The organism is Enterobacter cloacae complex sp. SHL001 (genome assembly GCF_049236825.1).
Classification (GTDB): domain Bacteria; phylum Pseudomonadota; class Gammaproteobacteria; order Enterobacterales; family Enterobacteriaceae; genus Enterobacter; species Enterobacter hormaechei_C.
Genome location: NZ_JBMKIP010000014.1, coordinates 1 through 17,092 on the forward strand (window position 1 = coordinate 1; position 17,092 = coordinate 17,092).

Consider the following 17,092-nt stretch of genomic DNA (forward strand, 5'->3'; position numbering starts at 1 on the left):
GACGACGGTCTGCGTTTCGCAATCCGTGAAGGCGGCCGTACCGTTGGCGCGGGCGTTGTTGCTAAAGTTCTCGGCTAATCGCTGATAACATTTGACGCAATGCGCAATAAAAGGGCATCATTTGATGCCCTTTTTGCACGCTTTCACATCAGAACCTGGCTCATCAGTGATTAATTTTGTCATAATCATTGCTGAGACAGGCTCTGCGGAGAGCGTATAATACGAAAAGCGAATAGCATTTCGATTGGTTTGCCTCGCACTCGCGGGGTGAAAATGTTTGTAGAATACTTCTGACAGGTTGGTTTATGAGTGCGAATACCGAAGCTCAAGGGAGCGGGCGCGGCCTGGAAGCGATGAAATGGGTAGTTGTAGCCGTGCTGCTGATTGTGGCGATTGTCGGCAACTATCTTTATCGTGACATGATGCTGCCGCTACGCGCGCTTGCAGTGGTAATTCTGATTGCTGCGGCGGGTGGTGTCGCGCTGTTGACGACGAAAGGCAAAGCGACCGTTGCGTTTGCCCGCGAAGCGCGTACCGAAGTCCGCAAGGTCATTTGGCCGACTCGCCAGGAAACATTGCACACCACGCTGATTGTAGCGGCGGTAACCGCTGTAATGTCACTGATCCTGTGGGGACTGGATGGTATTCTGGTTCGCCTGGTATCCTTTATCACTGGCCTGAGGTTCTGAGATGTCTGAAGCCCCTAAAAAGCGCTGGTACGTCGTTCAGGCGTTTTCCGGTTTTGAAGGCCGCGTAGCTACGTCGCTGCGTGAGCATATCAAATTACACAATATGGAAGAGTTATTTGGCGAAGTTATGGTTCCGACCGAAGAAGTGGTTGAGATCCGTGGCGGCCAACGTCGCAAAAGCGAGCGTAAATTCTTCCCGGGTTACGTGCTGGTTCAGATGGTGATGAACGACGCGAGCTGGCACCTGGTGCGCAGCGTACCACGCGTGATGGGCTTTATCGGCGGCACATCTGACCGTCCGGCGCCAATCAGCGACAAAGAAGTTGATGCGATTATGAACCGCCTCCAGCAGGTTGGTGATAAACCGCGTCCGAAAACGCTGTTTGAACCGGGTGAGATGGTTCGTGTTAACGACGGTCCGTTTGCTGACTTCAATGGCGTCGTCGAAGAAGTGGACTACGAGAAGTCCCGCCTGAAAGTTTCCGTTTCTATCTTTGGTCGTGCGACCCCGGTAGAGCTGGACTTTGCTCAGGTAGAAAAAGCCTAAGCAGCGATCAAAAAAGCGACGATTTAATCGTTGCACAGGGCGCGAGATTGGAATACAATTTCGCGCCTTTTGTTTTTATGGGTCCCGACCCGTAAAACGAATTTTATTCACGGGGAGCCTCTCCGAGGCGTTATTACCCAATCAGAGGATTTTAGAATGGCTAAGAAAGTACAAGCCTACGTCAAGCTGCAGGTTGCAGCAGGTATGGCGAACCCAAGTCCACCAGTTGGTCCAGCTCTGGGTCAGCAGGGTGTGAACATCATGGAATTCTGTAAAGCGTTCAACGCCAAAACTGAATCCATGGAAAAAGGTCTGCCAATCCCAGTTGTAATCACTGTTTACGCTGACCGTTCTTTCACTTTCGTTACCAAAACCCCTCCAGCAGCAGTTCTGCTGAAGAAAGCAGCGGGCATCAAGTCTGGTTCCGGTAAGCCGAACAAAGACAAAGTGGGTAAAATTTCCCGCGCTCAGTTGCAGGAAATCGCGCAGACCAAAGCTGCCGACATGACTGGTTCCGACATTGAAGCGATGACTCGCTCCATCGAAGGTACTGCACGTTCCATGGGCCTGGTAGTGGAGGACTAAGAAATGGCTAAACTGACCAAGCGCATGTCCGTGATCCGTGACAAAGTTGATGCGACCAAACAGTACGACATCAACGAAGCTATCGCTCTGCTGAAAGAACTGGCAACTGCTAAGTTCGTTGAAAGCGTTGACGTTGCCGTTAACCTGGGCATCGACGCTCGTAAATCCGATCAGAACGTTCGTGGCGCAACTGTACTGCCACACGGTACTGGCCGTTCCGTACGCGTAGCTGTATTTGCTCAGGGTGCAAACGCTGAAGCTGCTAAAGCTGCCGGCGCTGAACTGGTAGGTATGGAAGATCTGGCTGATCAGATCAAGAAAGGCGAAATGAACTTTGACGTTGTTATTGCTTCTCCAGATGCAATGCGCGTTGTTGGCCAGCTGGGCCAGGTTCTGGGTCCACGCGGCCTGATGCCAAACCCGAAAGTGGGTACTGTAACGCCTAACGTTGCTGAAGCGGTTAAGAACGCTAAAGCAGGTCAGGTTCGTTACCGTAACGACAAAAACGGCATCATCCACACCACCATCGGTAAAGTGGACTTTGACGCTGACAAACTGAAAGAAAACCTGGAAGCTCTGCTGGTTGCGCTGAAAAAAGCAAAACCAACTCAGGCGAAAGGCGTGTACATCAAGAAAGTTAGCATCTCCACCACCATGGGTGCAGGTGTTGCAGTTGACCAGGCTGGCCTGAGCGCTGCTGCAAACTAATGCCTTTACGTGGGCGGTGATTTTGTCTACAATCTTACCCCCACGTTTGCTAACAAAAGTTAGCGGCTAAAAGAATTGTTCGTTGGAGCCTGGCCTATCCAGGCCTCCGTCGAAGACCGCAGGTGTTTCGCAAGAAACTTAATCCCCTGCGTAGACGGTGACAGAACGCTAAGATTATTTTAAATACTCTGGCTTGTTTCTGCTCACCGTATTAAGACGCTCTTCCCGTTGGGTCGAGTGAAGTGAGTTCCGGAACATGAGTTCCGGCAAACATCCAGGAGCAAAGCTAATGGCTTTAAATCTTCAAGACAAACAAGCGATTGTTGCTGAAGTCAGCGAAGTAGCCAAAGGCGCGCTGTCTGCAGTAGTTGCGGATTCCCGTGGCGTTACTGTAGACAAAATGACTGAACTGCGTAAAGCAGGTCGTGAAGCTGGCGTATACATGCGTGTTGTTCGTAACACCCTGCTGCGTCGCGTAGTTGAAGGTACTCAGTTCGAGTGCCTGAAAGACACGTTTGTTGGTCCGACCCTGATTGCATACTCTATGGAACACCCGGGCGCTGCTGCTCGTCTGTTCAAAGAGTTCGCGAAAGCGAATGCAAAATTTGAGGTCAAAGCTGCAGCCTTTGAAGGTGAGTTGATCCCGGCATCGCAAATCGATCGCCTGGCAACCCTGCCGACCTACGAAGAAGCAATTGCACGCCTGATGGCAACCATGAAAGAAGCTGCGGCTGGCAAACTGGTTCGCACTCTGGCTGCTGTACGCGATGCGAAAGAAGCTGCTTAATCGCAGTTATCTTTATAAAGCATTTGCTTACGTATAAACTTATTCTGATTTTCAGGAACAATTTAAATGTCTATCACTAAAGATCAAATCATTGAAGCAGTAGCAGCTATGTCCGTAATGGACGTTGTAGAGCTGGTTTCTGCAATGGAAGAAAAATTCGGTGTTTCTGCTGCTGCTGCTGTAGCTGTAGCTGCGGGCCCGGCTGAAGCTGCTGAAGAAAAAACTGAATTCGACGTAATTCTGAAAGCTGCTGGCGCGAACAAAGTTGCTGTAATCAAAGCAGTACGTGGCGCAACTGGCCTGGGTCTGAAAGAAGCTAAAGACCTGGTAGAATCTGCTCCAGCTGCGCTGAAAGAAGGCGTGAGCAAAGACGACGCAGAAGCACTGAAAAAATCTCTGGAAGAAGCTGGCGCTGAAGTTGAAGTTAAATAAGCCAACTTTTCTGGTTGCAGCCTAAGCAATTAGGCTGATGGCTGGTGACTTTTTAGTCACCAGCCTTTTTGCGCTGTAAGGCATCAGCAGCATTTCACACTGTTTGACTGCTGGTTGTCCTGACAATGCTTGTTTCTATCGACGACTTAATATACTGCGACAGGGTGCTCGCTCTGTGTAAATCGCAATGAAATGGTTTAAGCGTGATAGCAACAGGTATTGCGGAAAGTATTCAATTTTCCGGTCCACAAAATGGTGTTGCACAAACTGTCCCTTCGTCGGACAGATGGGTCGACTTGTCAGCGAGCTGAGGAACCCTATGGTTTACTCCTATACCGAGAAAAAACGTATTCGTAAGGATTTTGGTAAACGTCCACAAGTTCTGGACATTCCATATCTCCTTTCTATCCAGCTTGACTCGTTCCAGAAGTTTATCGAGCAAGATCCTGAAGGGCAGTACGGCCTGGAAGCAGCCTTCCGTTCCGTGTTCCCGATTCAGAGCTACAGCGGTAATTCCGAGCTGCAGTACGTCAGCTACCGCCTTGGCGAACCGGTGTTTGACGTTCAGGAATGTCAGATCCGTGGCGTGACCTATTCCGCACCGCTGCGCGTAAAACTGCGTCTGGTGATCTACGAGCGCGAAGCGCCGGAAGGCACCGTAAAAGACATTAAAGAACAAGAAGTCTACATGGGTGAAATTCCACTCATGACGGACAACGGTACTTTCGTTATCAACGGTACTGAGCGTGTTATCGTTTCCCAGCTGCACCGTAGCCCGGGCGTCTTCTTCGACAGCGATAAAGGTAAAACGCACTCTTCCGGTAAAGTACTGTATAACGCACGCATCATTCCTTACCGTGGTTCATGGCTGGACTTCGAATTCGATCCAAAAGACAACCTGTTTGTCCGTATCGACCGTCGTCGTAAGCTGCCTGCAACCATCATTCTGCGTGCACTGAACTATACCACTGAGCAGATCCTGGACCTGTTCTTTGAGAAAGTGATCTTTGAAATCCGCGACAACAAGTTGCAGATGGAGTTGGTGCCGGAACGTCTGCGTGGTGAGACCGCGTCGTTCGACATCGAAGCCGACGGCAAAGTGTATGTGGAAAAAGGTCGCCGTATCACCGCGCGCCACATCCGCCAGCTGGAAAAAGATGATATCAAACACATCGAAGTTCCGGTTGAATACATTGCAGGAAAAGTAGCCGCGAAAGATTACGTTGATGAATCAACTGGCGAGCTGATCTGCCCGGCGAACATGGAGCTGAGCCTGGATCTGCTGGCTAAGCTGAGCCAGTCTGGCCACAAACGTATCGAAACGCTGTTCACCAACGATCTGGACCACGGTCCGTACATCTCTGAGACTGTACGCGTCGACCCAACCAACGATCGTCTGAGCGCGCTGGTCGAAATCTACCGCATGATGCGTCCTGGTGAGCCACCAACTCGCGAAGCGGCTGAAAGCCTGTTCGAGAACCTGTTCTTCTCCGAAGACCGCTACGATCTGTCCGCGGTTGGTCGTATGAAGTTCAACCGTTCTCTGCTGCGCGACGAGATCGAAGGTTCCGGTATCCTGAGCAAAGACGACATCATTGAAGTGATGAAGAAGCTCATCGATATCCGTAACGGTAAAGGCGAAGTGGACGATATCGACCACCTCGGCAACCGTCGTATCCGTTCCGTAGGCGAAATGGCGGAAAACCAGTTCCGCGTTGGCCTGGTACGTGTAGAGCGTGCGGTGAAAGAGCGTCTGTCTCTGGGCGATCTGGATACCCTGATGCCTCAGGATATGATTAACGCGAAGCCGATTTCTGCGGCAGTGAAAGAGTTCTTCGGTTCCAGCCAGCTGTCTCAGTTCATGGACCAGAACAACCCGCTGTCTGAGATCACGCACAAACGTCGTATCTCCGCACTCGGCCCAGGCGGTCTGACCCGTGAACGCGCAGGCTTTGAAGTTCGAGACGTACACCCGACTCACTACGGTCGCGTATGTCCAATCGAAACGCCTGAAGGTCCAAACATCGGTCTGATCAACTCCCTGTCCGTGTACGCACAGACGAACGAATACGGTTTCCTCGAGACCCCGTATCGTAAAGTGACCGACGGTGTTGTTACTGACGAAATTCATTACCTGTCTGCTATCGAAGAAGGCAACTACGTTATCGCTCAGGCGAACTCCAACCTGGATGACGAAGGCCACTTTGTAGAAGATCTGGTTACCTGCCGTAGCAAAGGCGAATCCAGCTTGTTCAGCCGCGACCAGGTTGACTACATGGACGTATCCACCCAGCAGGTGGTATCCGTCGGTGCGTCCCTGATCCCGTTCCTGGAACACGATGACGCCAACCGTGCATTGATGGGTGCGAACATGCAACGTCAGGCCGTTCCAACTCTGCGTGCTGATAAGCCGCTGGTTGGTACCGGTATGGAACGTGCTGTTGCCGTTGACTCTGGTGTTACAGCAGTTGCTAAGCGTGGCGGTACCGTTCAGTACGTTGACGCATCCCGTATCGTTATCAAAGTTAACGAAGACGAGATGTATCCGGGCGAAGCGGGTATCGACATCTACAACCTGACCAAATACACCCGTTCTAACCAGAACACCTGTATCAACCAGATGCCATGTGTGTCTCTGGGTGAGCCAGTTGAGCGCGGCGACGTGCTGGCAGACGGTCCGTCCACCGACCTCGGTGAACTGGCGCTCGGTCAGAACATGCGCGTAGCGTTCATGCCGTGGAACGGTTACAACTTCGAAGACTCCATCCTCGTCTCCGAGCGTGTGGTTCAGGAAGATCGTTTCACCACCATCCACATTCAGGAACTGGCATGTGTGTCCCGTGACACCAAGCTGGGGCCAGAAGAGATCACCGCTGACATCCCGAACGTGGGTGAAGCTGCGCTCTCTAAACTGGATGAATCCGGTATTGTTTACATCGGTGCGGAAGTGACCGGCGGTGACATTCTGGTTGGTAAGGTCACGCCGAAAGGCGAAACCCAGCTGACGCCAGAAGAGAAACTGCTGCGTGCTATCTTCGGTGAGAAAGCGTCTGACGTTAAAGACTCTTCTCTGCGCGTACCAAACGGTGTTTCCGGTACGGTTATCGACGTTCAGGTCTTCACCCGTGACGGCGTTGAGAAAGATAAGCGTGCGCTGGAAATCGAAGAGATGCAGCTCAAACAGGCTAAGAAAGACCTGTCTGAAGAACTGCAAATCCTCGAAGCAGGTCTGTTCAGCCGTATCTATGCGGTGCTGGTTGCCGGTGGCGTTGAAGCTGAGAAGCTCGACAAACTGCCACGCGATCGCTGGCTGGAACTGGGCCTGACCGACGAAGAGAAACAGAATCAGCTGGAACAGCTGGCTGAGCAGTATGACGAACTGAAACACGAGTTCGAGAAAAAACTCGAAGCGAAACGCCGCAAAATCACTCAGGGCGACGATCTGGCACCAGGCGTGCTGAAGATTGTTAAGGTGTATCTGGCTGTTAAACGTCAGATCCAGCCTGGTGATAAGATGGCAGGTCGTCACGGTAACAAGGGTGTTATCTCTAAGATCAACCCGATCGAAGATATGCCGCACGATGCTAACGGTACGCCGGTAGATATCGTACTGAACCCACTGGGCGTACCGTCTCGTATGAACATCGGTCAGATTCTGGAAACCCACCTGGGTATGGCTGCGAAAGGTATCGGCGATAAGATCAACGCCATGCTGAAACAGCAGCAGGAAGTCGCGAAACTGCGCGAGTTCATCCAGCGTGCCTACGATCTGGGTACCGACGTTCGTCAGAAAGTCGACCTGAACACCTTCAGCGATGAAGAAGTGCTGCGTCTGGCAGAGAACCTGCGCAAAGGTATGCCAATTGCAACGCCGGTATTCGACGGTGCAAAAGAAGCTGAAATTAAAGAGCTGCTGCAACTGGGTGGTCTGCCAACGTCTGGTCAGATTACGCTGTTTGACGGCCGTACCGGTGAACAGTTCGAGCGTCCGGTAACCGTAGGTTACATGTACATGCTGAAACTGAACCACCTGGTCGACGACAAGATGCACGCTCGTTCTACCGGTTCTTACAGCCTGGTTACTCAGCAGCCGCTGGGTGGTAAGGCTCAGTTCGGTGGTCAGCGCTTCGGGGAGATGGAAGTGTGGGCGCTGGAAGCATACGGCGCAGCATACACCTTGCAGGAAATGCTCACCGTTAAGTCTGATGACGTGAACGGTCGTACTAAGATGTATAAGAACATCGTAGACGGCAACCATCAGATGGAACCGGGCATGCCAGAATCCTTCAACGTACTGTTGAAAGAGATTCGTTCGCTGGGTATCAACATCGAACTGGAAGACGAGTAATTCTCGCTCAAACAGGTCACTGCTGTCGGGTTAACGCCCGACAGCAGAGTGTGCTAACTCCGACGGGAGCAAATCCGTGAAAGACTTATTAAAGTTTCTGAAAGCGCAAACTAAAACCGAAGAGTTTGATGCGATCAAAATTGCTCTGGCTTCGCCAGACATGATCCGTTCATGGTCTTTCGGTGAAGTTAAAAAGCCGGAAACCATTAACTACCGTACGTTCAAACCTGAGCGTGACGGCCTTTTCTGTGCGCGTATTTTCGGGCCAGTAAAAGATTACGAGTGCCTGTGCGGTAAGTACAAGCGCCTGAAACACCGTGGTGTGATCTGTGAGAAGTGCGGCGTTGAAGTGACCCAGACCAAAGTACGCCGTGAGCGTATGGGCCACATCGAGCTGGCGTCTCCGACCGCTCACATCTGGTTCCTGAAATCTCTGCCGTCCCGTATCGGTCTGCTGCTGGATATGCCGCTGCGCGATATCGAACGTGTTCTGTACTTCGAATCTTATGTGGTTATCGAAGGCGGGATGACCAATCTGGAACGTAACCAGATCCTGACCGAAGAACAGTATCTGGACGCGCTGGAAGAGTTCGGTGACGAATTCGACGCGAAGATGGGTGCGGAAGCTATCCAGGCCCTGCTGAAGAGCATGGATCTGGAGCAAGAGTGTGAAACTCTGCGCGAAGAGCTGAACGAAACCAACTCCGAAACCAAGCGTAAAAAGCTGACCAAGCGTATCAAACTGCTGGAAGCGTTCGTTCAGTCTGGTAACAAACCAGAGTGGATGATCCTGACCGTTCTGCCGGTTCTGCCGCCAGATCTGCGTCCGCTGGTTCCGCTGGATGGCGGTCGTTTCGCAACGTCGGATCTGAACGATCTGTACCGTCGCGTGATCAACCGTAACAACCGTCTGAAACGTCTGCTGGATCTGGCTGCGCCGGACATCATCGTACGCAACGAAAAACGTATGCTTCAGGAAGCAGTCGATGCCCTGTTGGATAACGGTCGTCGTGGTCGTGCGATCACCGGTTCTAACAAACGTCCTCTGAAATCTTTGGCCGACATGATCAAAGGTAAGCAGGGTCGTTTCCGTCAGAACCTGCTCGGTAAGCGTGTTGACTACTCCGGTCGTTCTGTAATCACCGTAGGTCCATACCTGCGTCTGCATCAGTGCGGTCTGCCGAAGAAAATGGCACTGGAGCTGTTCAAACCGTTCATCTACGGCAAGCTGGAACTGCGTGGCCTCGCCACCACCATCAAAGCCGCGAAGAAAATGGTTGAGCGTGAAGAAGCTGTCGTTTGGGATATCCTGGACGAAGTGATCCGCGAACACCCGGTACTGCTGAACCGTGCACCAACTCTGCACCGTCTGGGTATCCAGGCCTTTGAGCCAGTCCTGATCGAAGGTAAAGCGATCCAGCTGCACCCGCTGGTTTGTGCGGCCTATAACGCCGACTTCGATGGTGACCAGATGGCTGTTCACGTACCGCTGACGCTGGAAGCCCAGCTCGAAGCGCGTGCGCTGATGATGTCTACCAACAACATCCTGTCTCCAGCGAACGGTGAACCTATCATCGTTCCTTCTCAGGACGTTGTACTGGGTCTGTACTACATGACCCGTGACTGTGTTAACGCCAAAGGCGAAGGCATGGTGCTGACTGGCCCGAAAGAAGCTGAGCGTATTTATCGCGCTGGCCTGGCCTCTCTGCATGCGCGCGTTAAAGTGCGTATCACCGAATACGAAAAAGATGAAAACGGCGAGTTCGTTGCGCACACCAGCCTGAAAGACACGACCGTTGGCCGTGCCATTCTGTGGATGATCGTACCGAAAGGTCTGCCTTTCTCCATCGTCAACCAGGCGCTGGGCAAGAAAGCGATCTCCAAAATGCTGAACACCTGTTACCGCATTCTGGGTCTGAAGCCGACCGTTATCTTCGCTGACCAGACAATGTACACCGGCTTTGCTTATGCAGCGCGTTCAGGTGCATCTGTTGGTATCGATGACATGGTCATCCCAGAGAAGAAACACGAGATCATCTCTGAAGCGGAAGCTGAAGTTGCTGAGATCCAGGAGCAGTTCCAGTCTGGTCTGGTAACCGCAGGCGAACGTTACAACAAAGTTATCGATATCTGGGCTGCGGCGAACGATCGTGTATCTAAAGCGATGATGGATAACCTGCAAACCGAAACCGTGATTAACCGTGACGGCGTAGAAGAGCAGCAGGTCTCCTTCAACAGCATCTACATGATGGCCGACTCCGGTGCGCGTGGTTCTGCGGCACAGATTCGTCAGCTGGCAGGTATGCGTGGTCTGATGGCGAAGCCAGATGGCTCCATCATCGAAACGCCAATCACCGCGAACTTCCGTGAAGGTCTGAACGTACTCCAGTACTTCATCTCCACGCACGGTGCGCGTAAAGGTCTGGCGGATACCGCACTGAAAACGGCGAACTCCGGTTATCTGACGCGTCGTCTGGTTGACGTTGCGCAGGATCTGGTCGTCACCGAAGACGATTGTGGCACCCTCGAAGGTATCACCATGACCCCGGTTATCGAGGGTGGTGATGTTAAAGAGCCGCTGCGCGATCGCGTACTGGGTCGTGTGACCGCGGAAGACATTCTGAAGCCGGGCACCGCAGACATTCTGGTTCCACGCAACACCCTGCTGCACGAACAGTGGTGTGACCTGCTGGAAGCGAACTCTGTTGACTCCGTGAAAGTGCGTTCCGTTGTATCCTGTGACACCGACTTTGGTGTGTGTGCGCACTGCTACGGTCGTGACCTGGCGCGTGGCCACATCATCAACAAAGGTGAGGCTATCGGCGTTATCGCGGCACAGTCCATCGGTGAGCCGGGTACACAGCTGACGATGCGTACGTTCCACATCGGTGGTGCGGCATCTCGTGCGGCTGCTGAATCCAGCATCCAGGTGAAAAACAAAGGTAGCATCAAGCTCAGCAACGCGAAGTCGGTTGTGAACTCCAGCGGTAAACTGGTTATCACTTCCCGTAACACCGAGCTGAAGCTGATCGACGAATTCGGTCGTACCAAAGAGAGCTATAAAGTGCCTTACGGTGCGGTTATGGCGAAAGGTGATGGCGAGCAGGTTGCTGGCGGTGAAACCGTTGCAAACTGGGATCCACACACCATGCCGGTTATCACCGAAGTAAGTGGTTTCATCCGCTTCACTGACATGATCGACGGCCAGACCATTACTCGTCAGACCGACGAGCTGACCGGTCTGTCTTCTCTGGTGGTTCTGGATTCTGCTGAACGTACTACCGGCGGTAAAGATCTGCGTCCTGCACTGAAAATCGTTGATGCTCAGGGTAACGACGTTCTGATCCCTGGTACCGATATGCCTGCGCAGTACTTCCTGCCGGGTAAAGCGATTGTACAGCTGGAAGATGGCGTACAGATCAGCTCTGGTGACACCCTGGCGCGTATTCCTCAGGAATCCGGCGGTACCAAGGACATCACCGGTGGTCTGCCACGCGTTGCGGACCTGTTCGAAGCACGTCGTCCGAAAGAGCCTGCGATCCTGGCTGAAATCAGCGGTATCATCTCCTTCGGTAAAGAGACCAAAGGTAAGCGCCGCCTGGTTATTACGCCAGTAGATGGCAGCGAGCCGTACGAAGAGATGATTCCTAAGTGGCGTCAGCTCAACGTGTTCGAAGGTGAACGCGTAGAACGTGGTGACGTGGTTTCCGATGGTCCAGAAGCGCCGCACGACATCCTGCGTCTGCGTGGTGTGCATGCTGTTACCCGTTACATTGTTAACGAAGTACAGGACGTATACCGTCTGCAAGGCGTTAAGATTAACGATAAACACATTGAAGTTATCGTTCGTCAGATGCTGCGTAAAGCAACCATCGAAAACGCGGGCAGCTCCGACTTCCTGGAAGGCGAGCAGGTTGAATACTCACGCGTTAAGATCGCTAACCGCGATCTGGAAGCGAACGGCAAAATCGGTGCGACCTTCGCACGCGATCTGCTGGGTATCACCAAAGCGTCTCTGGCAACCGAGTCCTTCATCTCTGCTGCATCGTTCCAGGAAACCACTCGTGTCCTGACCGAAGCGGCTGTTGCAGGTAAACGTGATGAACTGCGCGGTCTGAAAGAGAACGTTATCGTGGGTCGTCTGATCCCGGCCGGTACCGGTTATGCGTACCACCAGGATCGTATGCGTCGTCGCGCAGCGGGCGAACTGCCAGCTGCACCGCAGGTGACTGCCGAAGATGCATCCGCGAGCCTTGCAGAACTGCTGAACGCAGGTCTGGGCGGTTCCGACAACGAGTAATCGTTGATGCCCGGTAGGTAAAATTACCGGGCATATGAATCACAGGTCGGGTAAGCGTAGCGCCACCCGACAATAAAAAACCCGCCTCGGCGGGTTTTTTTACATCTGTATGTCTTCAGTTCACTAACGGGATACGTCGATAAAGCTCAATCATATCGCCCGCCAGATCCTGAATAACCATCGCGTTCATCAGGTGATCCTGAGAGTGAACGGTGATCAGGTTAACCGGAAGTTTCCCGGTCCCTTCATCAAGACCGATAAGCTGCGTCTGGATCGTATGCGCATGTTTCACATATTCACGCGATTCTTCCATCGCTTTCTCGGCTTCATCAAAGTCGCCTTTTCGCGCCATCTGTAACGCCGTCAGGGCCGCGCTGCGCGCTGCGCCTGCGTTGACCAGCAGTTCCATAATCGTGGTTTCTAAGTCTTCCATTATGACTCCAGAAGTTTGAGCGCTTTTTCCAGTACGGCATCACCTTTCATCATGCCGTAATCCATCATGTCGATGACCGCAACCTTTTTTCCGAGCGGATCGGCCTGCGCCTGGAGTTTTGCCTGTTCGTATTTAACCTGTGGCCCCAGTAATACGATATCAGCCGTCGCGATGTTATCTTTAAACTCCGCGACCGGAACGGCTTTAATGGTTACTTCGACTCCTTTTTTCTGCGCGGCATCTTTCATACGTTGAACCAGCATGCTGGTTGACATTCCCGCTGCACAGCATAAAACGATGTTCTTCATAGTCAGCCTCGATCTACATGTGTTTATTGATAATTATCCCGTGCAGACCGCTTCAACAACCGCTTTACCGCGATTGTGTGTCAGGCATCACAAAGAAATCGGCATTTTCCTGAAACCGGTTACAATTTTACAGCGGAGAGCATTCTGCCCGTCAGATCGGGCAGAATTTGAGGAAGGGTATTATCGGCTGGCCGTGCTTACGATGCGGTTTTTACCCTGTTGTTTAGCGGTATACAGCGCTTCATCTACGCTACCGATAAATTGTTCCAGCGGTTCGAAGTGCCACTCCCCCATCCCGGCGCTGAAGGTCACTCGCAGGTTCTCTTCCCGCCAGGTCCGCTTTTCAACGGCGGTGCGCCAGGCTTCCAGTAGCGCGTGCGCGGAGTTCATCAGCTCGGCCGGGAATATCACGCCGAACTCTTCTCCACCGTAGCGGTAAACGGAAACGTGGTGCGGCTGCATGATCTGAATACCTTCCCGCGCCACGTTGCGCAGCACAATATCCCCGCTCAGGTGGCCCCAGGTGTCGTTAATGGATTTGAAGTTATCGATGTCGATCAGCGCCAGAACGAAGGGTTGATGAGCGGTCAGCAGCTCATCCACATCGTTATCGAACGCACGGCGATTTTTGCAGCCTGTCAGCGCATCATGGGTGGCCTGACGGACATAGGCCAGCTCGCGTTCTTTATTGGTTCGAATGGTATGGCTGAGCATCGCCTCAAGGCGTGGCGCCTGGTTGACGTCGCCGGTTTTGATGGCGTTGATAATGTTCATCAGCACAGAACGCGAGGCATGACGAAGGTAAAGCCCGAACAGAATGATGATGATTGCCGCCAGCGCAAATCCCCAGCCGACGACGGTGGTTTCATGCCGGGTGATGACGGTAAGCGTGGCATCGGAGACCCGATAAATCACAAACCAGTCCGGATTGGTGAAAGAGTAGTAGTAATACCAGGTTTTACTTTTGGGGTCGAAAAGATGGCCTTCGCCGCTGGTCATTTTGTCCATCAGCGCTTCGCTTACATACTGCTTAAAGAGCGCCCCCGTGTCCGGATGCAGCACAACGGCGCCGTCACGCTCCACGACAAAAAACTCACCCTGAACCGGCGCCACCATCTGGCGCAGGGTATACCCCATGGACGTTAAATCAAGATGGAAAGCGAGCGTGCCCTTCAGACGGCCTTCCGGTGAAATGACCGGCTTATAGAGGGTGACAGTAGGATGTTGGGTGAAATAGTCCAGATAGGGGCGGGTGTAGTGAGGAAAGTTGCTGGCTTCCGCTTGCCCGACAAACCATGGGCGGGTTCTGGCGTCGAACGACTTACTTTTCTCCGTTGGCAGCACTTCCGGCGCGCGCAGATGGCGCCCTTCTGTGTCCGCCAGAGAGATAGACGACACCGTCGGCATCAGGTTCTGCAAATGCATCAACATCTGCAAACCGTGTGTCGGATCGATATTTATTGTCTGATTCACTCTGTCATTACGGGCGAAGTACATCGCAGCGCGACCAAGAATATAGTCATTTTCTCGCAGGATGGATTCGGTATAGTTCACCGCCAGATTATGGGTGAAATTACCATTAATTTTATGATAATCCTCAAGAAAATCCTTTCTCTGTGAAAGGACGACCAGGACGGCGATCAGCGCGAAACTGAACAGCATCCCCGCGAAGCTGACCATAATTGGCCGGGTAAAAGAGAGCTTTTTACTGTGGAGTGCCATGAGTTGTACATCAATCCAGATGGTAGACGCGTTGCGTCTGTCGATACCCTCAGCATAGTCGCTGTCCGGTTGCTGGTAGTAAATTATACAGAAGGCGATTACCGACGAGATGATTTATCTTAAGCGTAGATAAGAAACGACGTATTTATTGTATCAATTGAATTTTGTTTAAGAGGCGGAGGGCAGGGCGAAACGAGGAAGAAGCATTTTCACCCTGGTCAGCGTCCGTTGCTGACGTGGTTAAGCATAAGAAAACCGGGCAGATCGCCTCAATCGCCCGGTTATGATCTTACGAGCCGCCTCGTAACCTTTTCGCATTTTTGCAGACAGTTTCAGCGCTAATGCGAGGCTCTTCCCAGCCAGCTATCCCAGTCTTTCCACACCGGCTGTAGCCCCTGTGCAGTCAGGGCTTCCGCCACCGCTTCGGGCCGTCGGCCGTCGTGCGGTGCAAACTGTTCCAGTTCCGGGTGATCGTCCGCGTAACCGCCCGGCTGCGTTTTGGAAAAGGCGCTGACGTTATTGATCGCCAGCGGGATCGCGCGATCGCGAAACGCGGGGGATTCACGCGTGGAGAGCGACAATTCCACTTCCGGCGCGAACAGGCGAAATGCACACAGGGTTTGCACCAGCTGGCGCTCATCCATCAGCGAGGCGGGTTCAACGCCTCCCGTACAGGGACGCAGCCGCGGGAAAGAGATGGAATAGCGGCTTTGCCAGTACTGCTGCTGTAGCCACAGCAGATGCTCCGCCACCATATAGCAGTCCACCCGCCAGCTGTCGGACAGACCGATAAGCGCGCCCAGCCCAATTTTATCGATACCGGCGCGCCCCAGCCTGTCCGGCGTTTCCAGCCGGAAGATGAAATCCTGCTTCTTCCCTTTCAGGTGATGCCGGGCATAGGTCGCCTCATGGTAGGTTTCCTGATAAACCATTACGCCGTCCAGCCCGAGGGTTTTCAGCTCTGCATATTCCTCCTGCGACAGAGGCTGCACTTCCATTTGCAACGAGGCAAATTCGCGGCGGATGGCCGGAAGATGCTGGCGAAAATAGTCCATCCCCACTTTGCCCTGATGTTCACCCGTCACCAGCAGGAGATGTTCAAAACCCATCTCACGAATAGCCGCACACTCGCGGGCGATCTCATGCTCATCCAGCGTTTTACGCTTAATACGGTTGCTCATGGAGAAACCACAGTAGGTGCAATCGTTGGCGCACAGGTTAGAAAGATAGAGCGGCACGTAAAAGCTCACCGTGTTGCCAAAGCGCTGGCGGGTGAGGCGTTGCGCGCGCTGGGCCATCGGTTCAAGGTACGCGCAGGCTGCCGGAGAAAGCAGGGCCATCAAATCCTCGCGCGTCAAATGTTTGGCTGTTAATGCCCGCTCTACGTCCGCAGAGGTTTTACTGTTGATGCGTAAGGCAATATCGTCCCAGTTAAGCTGACGCCAGCGATCGGTAAAGGTAGCCATCAGAGCGCCTCCAGAAAATCGGTCAGCGGGCTGGTGGCCTGCGCCTGAACACTGCGCGAGCCGGGGCCGGACTGCCGAGCCAGCAGACCGGACTCCACGGCAAGGCGGAACGCACGCGCCATCATCACCGGGTCGTCGGCCACCGCAATCGCGGTATTGACCAGCACCGCATCGGCCCCCATCTCCAGCGCCTGCGCGGCGTGACTGGGTACGCCGATGCCCGCATCCACCACCACCGGCACGGTCGCCTGCTCAATAATGATTTCCAGCATCGCGCGGGTCTCCAGCCCCTGGTTGGAGCCAATGGGGGCGCCCAGCGGCATTACGGCCGCGCAGCCGACCTCTTCCAGACGCTTACAGAGCACGGGGTCGGCACCACAGTAGGGCAGAACGGTGAATCCCTGCTGCACCAGCTTCTCTGCCGCTTTCAGGGTTTCGATCGGATCGGGCAACAGCCAGCGGGCGTCCGGGTGAATTTCCAGCTTCAGCCAGCGGGTGCCGAGCGCTTCCCGCGCCAGTTGCGCAGCGAAAATTGCTTCCTCGGCCGTTTTCGCACCGGAGGTATTCGGTAAGAGCGTCACGCCTGCCTCCAGTAACGGCGCAAGTATGGCATCGTTGTGCTGACGCAAATCCACGCGCTTCATCGCCAGCGTCACCAGCTGGCTGCCGCTTTCACGAATGGCATCCACCATCAGTTGCGGGGAGGCGAATTTTCCGGTTCCGGTAAACAGATGTGAATCAAAGACTTTGTCGGCAATACGTAACAT

General features: G+C 53.3%; 14 protein-coding genes. 9 read left to right on the forward strand and 5 right to left on the reverse strand.

Translation table 11 applies throughout. The features are described 5' to 3' along the window. The 9 genes from ACOTYH_RS21295 to rpoC all read left to right on the forward strand — a co-directional run. On the forward strand, nucleotides 1-78 hold a 78-nt coding region (locus ACOTYH_RS21295; protein ID WP_001184434.1), incomplete at its 5' end, for a hypothetical protein. Nucleotides 79-305: 227 nt separating this feature from the next. Then, a complete protein-coding gene (gene secE, locus ACOTYH_RS21300) occupies nucleotides 306-689 on the forward strand; it encodes a preprotein translocase subunit SecE (protein ID WP_003862342.1) in 384 nt (127 codons plus the stop codon). 1 nt (nucleotide 690) lies between these two features. Beyond that, nucleotides 691-1,236, forward strand: coding sequence for a transcription termination/antitermination protein NusG (gene nusG / locus ACOTYH_RS21305; protein WP_003862341.1), 546 nt, complete (start codon nucleotides 691-693; stop codon nucleotides 1,234-1,236). 156 nt (nucleotides 1,237-1,392) lie between these two features. Next, the gene (rplK, locus tag ACOTYH_RS21310) at nucleotides 1,393-1,821 is read left to right on the forward strand and encodes a 50S ribosomal protein L11 (protein ID WP_003862340.1); all 429 of its coding nucleotides are present in this window, start codon (nucleotides 1,393-1,395) and stop codon (nucleotides 1,819-1,821) included. Nucleotides 1,822-1,824: 3 nt separating this feature from the next. Next, nucleotides 1,825-2,529, forward strand: a complete 705-nt coding sequence (gene rplA, locus ACOTYH_RS21315; RefSeq protein WP_006810530.1) for a 50S ribosomal protein L1 — start codon at nucleotides 1,825-1,827, stop codon at nucleotides 2,527-2,529. A 289-nt stretch (nucleotides 2,530-2,818) separates the two neighbouring features. Next, nucleotides 2,819-3,316, forward strand: a complete 498-nt coding sequence (gene rplJ, locus ACOTYH_RS21320; protein ID WP_003862338.1) for a 50S ribosomal protein L10 — start codon at nucleotides 2,819-2,821, stop codon at nucleotides 3,314-3,316. A gap of 66 nt (nucleotides 3,317-3,382) precedes the next feature. Continuing rightward, nucleotides 3,383-3,748, forward strand: coding sequence for a 50S ribosomal protein L7/L12 (gene rplL, locus ACOTYH_RS21325; RefSeq protein ID WP_002445276.1), 366 nt, complete (start codon nucleotides 3,383-3,385; stop codon nucleotides 3,746-3,748). Between the two features lie 319 nt (nucleotides 3,749-4,067). Further along, nucleotides 4,068-8,096 (forward strand): DNA-directed RNA polymerase subunit beta, encoded by a 4,029-nt coding sequence (gene rpoB / locus ACOTYH_RS21330; RefSeq protein WP_015569976.1) that lies wholly within the window; start codon nucleotides 4,068-4,070, stop codon nucleotides 8,094-8,096. Between the two features lie 76 nt (nucleotides 8,097-8,172). Beyond that, on the forward strand, nucleotides 8,173-12,396 hold the full coding sequence (gene rpoC, locus ACOTYH_RS21335; RefSeq protein WP_017384083.1) for a DNA-directed RNA polymerase subunit beta': 4,224 nt from the start codon (nucleotides 8,173-8,175) through the stop codon (nucleotides 12,394-12,396). A 115-nt stretch (nucleotides 12,397-12,511) separates the two neighbouring features. Here the strand turns inward: rpoC and ACOTYH_RS21340 are convergent, their stop codons facing one another. The 5 genes from ACOTYH_RS21340 to thiG form a co-directional block, all read right to left on the reverse strand. Beyond that, nucleotides 12,512-12,829 (reverse strand): PTS lactose/cellobiose transporter subunit IIA, encoded by a 318-nt coding sequence (locus ACOTYH_RS21340; protein WP_003862327.1) that lies wholly within the window; start codon nucleotides 12,827-12,829, stop codon nucleotides 12,512-12,514. Continuing rightward, nucleotides 12,829-13,137 carry a PTS sugar transporter subunit IIB gene (locus ACOTYH_RS21345; RefSeq protein WP_010425948.1) on the reverse strand — a complete coding sequence of 103 codons (309 nt, stop codon included), beginning with the start codon at nucleotides 13,135-13,137 and terminating at the stop codon, nucleotides 12,829-12,831. Before ACOTYH_RS21345 ends, ACOTYH_RS21340 begins: the two co-directional genes overlap by 1 nt. Nucleotides 13,138-13,317: 180 nt before the next feature. Continuing rightward, the gene (locus ACOTYH_RS21350) at nucleotides 13,318-14,859 is read right to left on the reverse strand and encodes a sensor domain-containing diguanylate cyclase (protein WP_058689036.1); all 1,542 of its coding nucleotides are present in this window, start codon (nucleotides 14,857-14,859) and stop codon (nucleotides 13,318-13,320) included. A gap of 338 nt (nucleotides 14,860-15,197) precedes the next feature. After that, on the reverse strand, nucleotides 15,198-16,325 hold the full coding sequence (gene thiH / locus ACOTYH_RS21355; RefSeq protein ID WP_032672128.1) for a 2-iminoacetate synthase ThiH: 1,128 nt from the start codon (nucleotides 16,323-16,325) through the stop codon (nucleotides 15,198-15,200). Next, a complete protein-coding gene (thiG, locus tag ACOTYH_RS21360; protein WP_023302917.1) occupies nucleotides 16,325-17,092 on the reverse strand; it encodes a thiazole synthase in 768 nt (255 codons plus the stop codon). The genes thiH and thiG overlap by 1 nt, the downstream gene beginning before the upstream one ends.

Coding starts and splice junctions, on each gene's coding strand:
- secE (WP_003862342.1), top strand. CDS start 306: ATGAGTGCGAATACCGAAGCTCAAGGGAGCGGGCGCGGCCTGGAAGCG.
- nusG (WP_003862341.1), top strand. CDS start 691: ATGTCTGAAGCCCCTAAAAAGCGCTGGTACGTCGTTCAGGCGTTTTCC.
- rplK (WP_003862340.1), top strand. CDS start 1,393: ATGGCTAAGAAAGTACAAGCCTACGTCAAGCTGCAGGTTGCAGCAGGT.
- rplA (WP_006810530.1), top strand. CDS start 1,825: ATGGCTAAACTGACCAAGCGCATGTCCGTGATCCGTGACAAAGTTGAT.
- rplJ (WP_003862338.1), top strand. CDS start 2,819: ATGGCTTTAAATCTTCAAGACAAACAAGCGATTGTTGCTGAAGTCAGC.
- rplL (WP_002445276.1), top strand. CDS start 3,383: ATGTCTATCACTAAAGATCAAATCATTGAAGCAGTAGCAGCTATGTCC.
- rpoB (WP_015569976.1), top strand. CDS start 4,068: ATGGTTTACTCCTATACCGAGAAAAAACGTATTCGTAAGGATTTTGGT.
- ACOTYH_RS21340 (WP_003862327.1), bottom strand. CDS start 12,829: ATGGAAGACTTAGAAACCACGATTATGGAACTGCTGGTCAACGCAGGC.
- ACOTYH_RS21345 (WP_010425948.1), bottom strand. CDS start 13,137: ATGAAGAACATCGTTTTATGCTGTGCAGCGGGAATGTCAACCAGCATG.
- ACOTYH_RS21350 (WP_058689036.1), bottom strand. CDS start 14,859: ATGGCACTCCACAGTAAAAAGCTCTCTTTTACCCGGCCAATTATGGTC.
- thiH (WP_032672128.1), bottom strand. CDS start 16,325: ATGGCTACCTTTACCGATCGCTGGCGTCAGCTTAACTGGGACGATATT.
- thiG (WP_023302917.1), bottom strand. CDS start 17,092: ATGTTACGTATTGCCGACAAAGTCTTTGATTCACATCTGTTTACCGGA.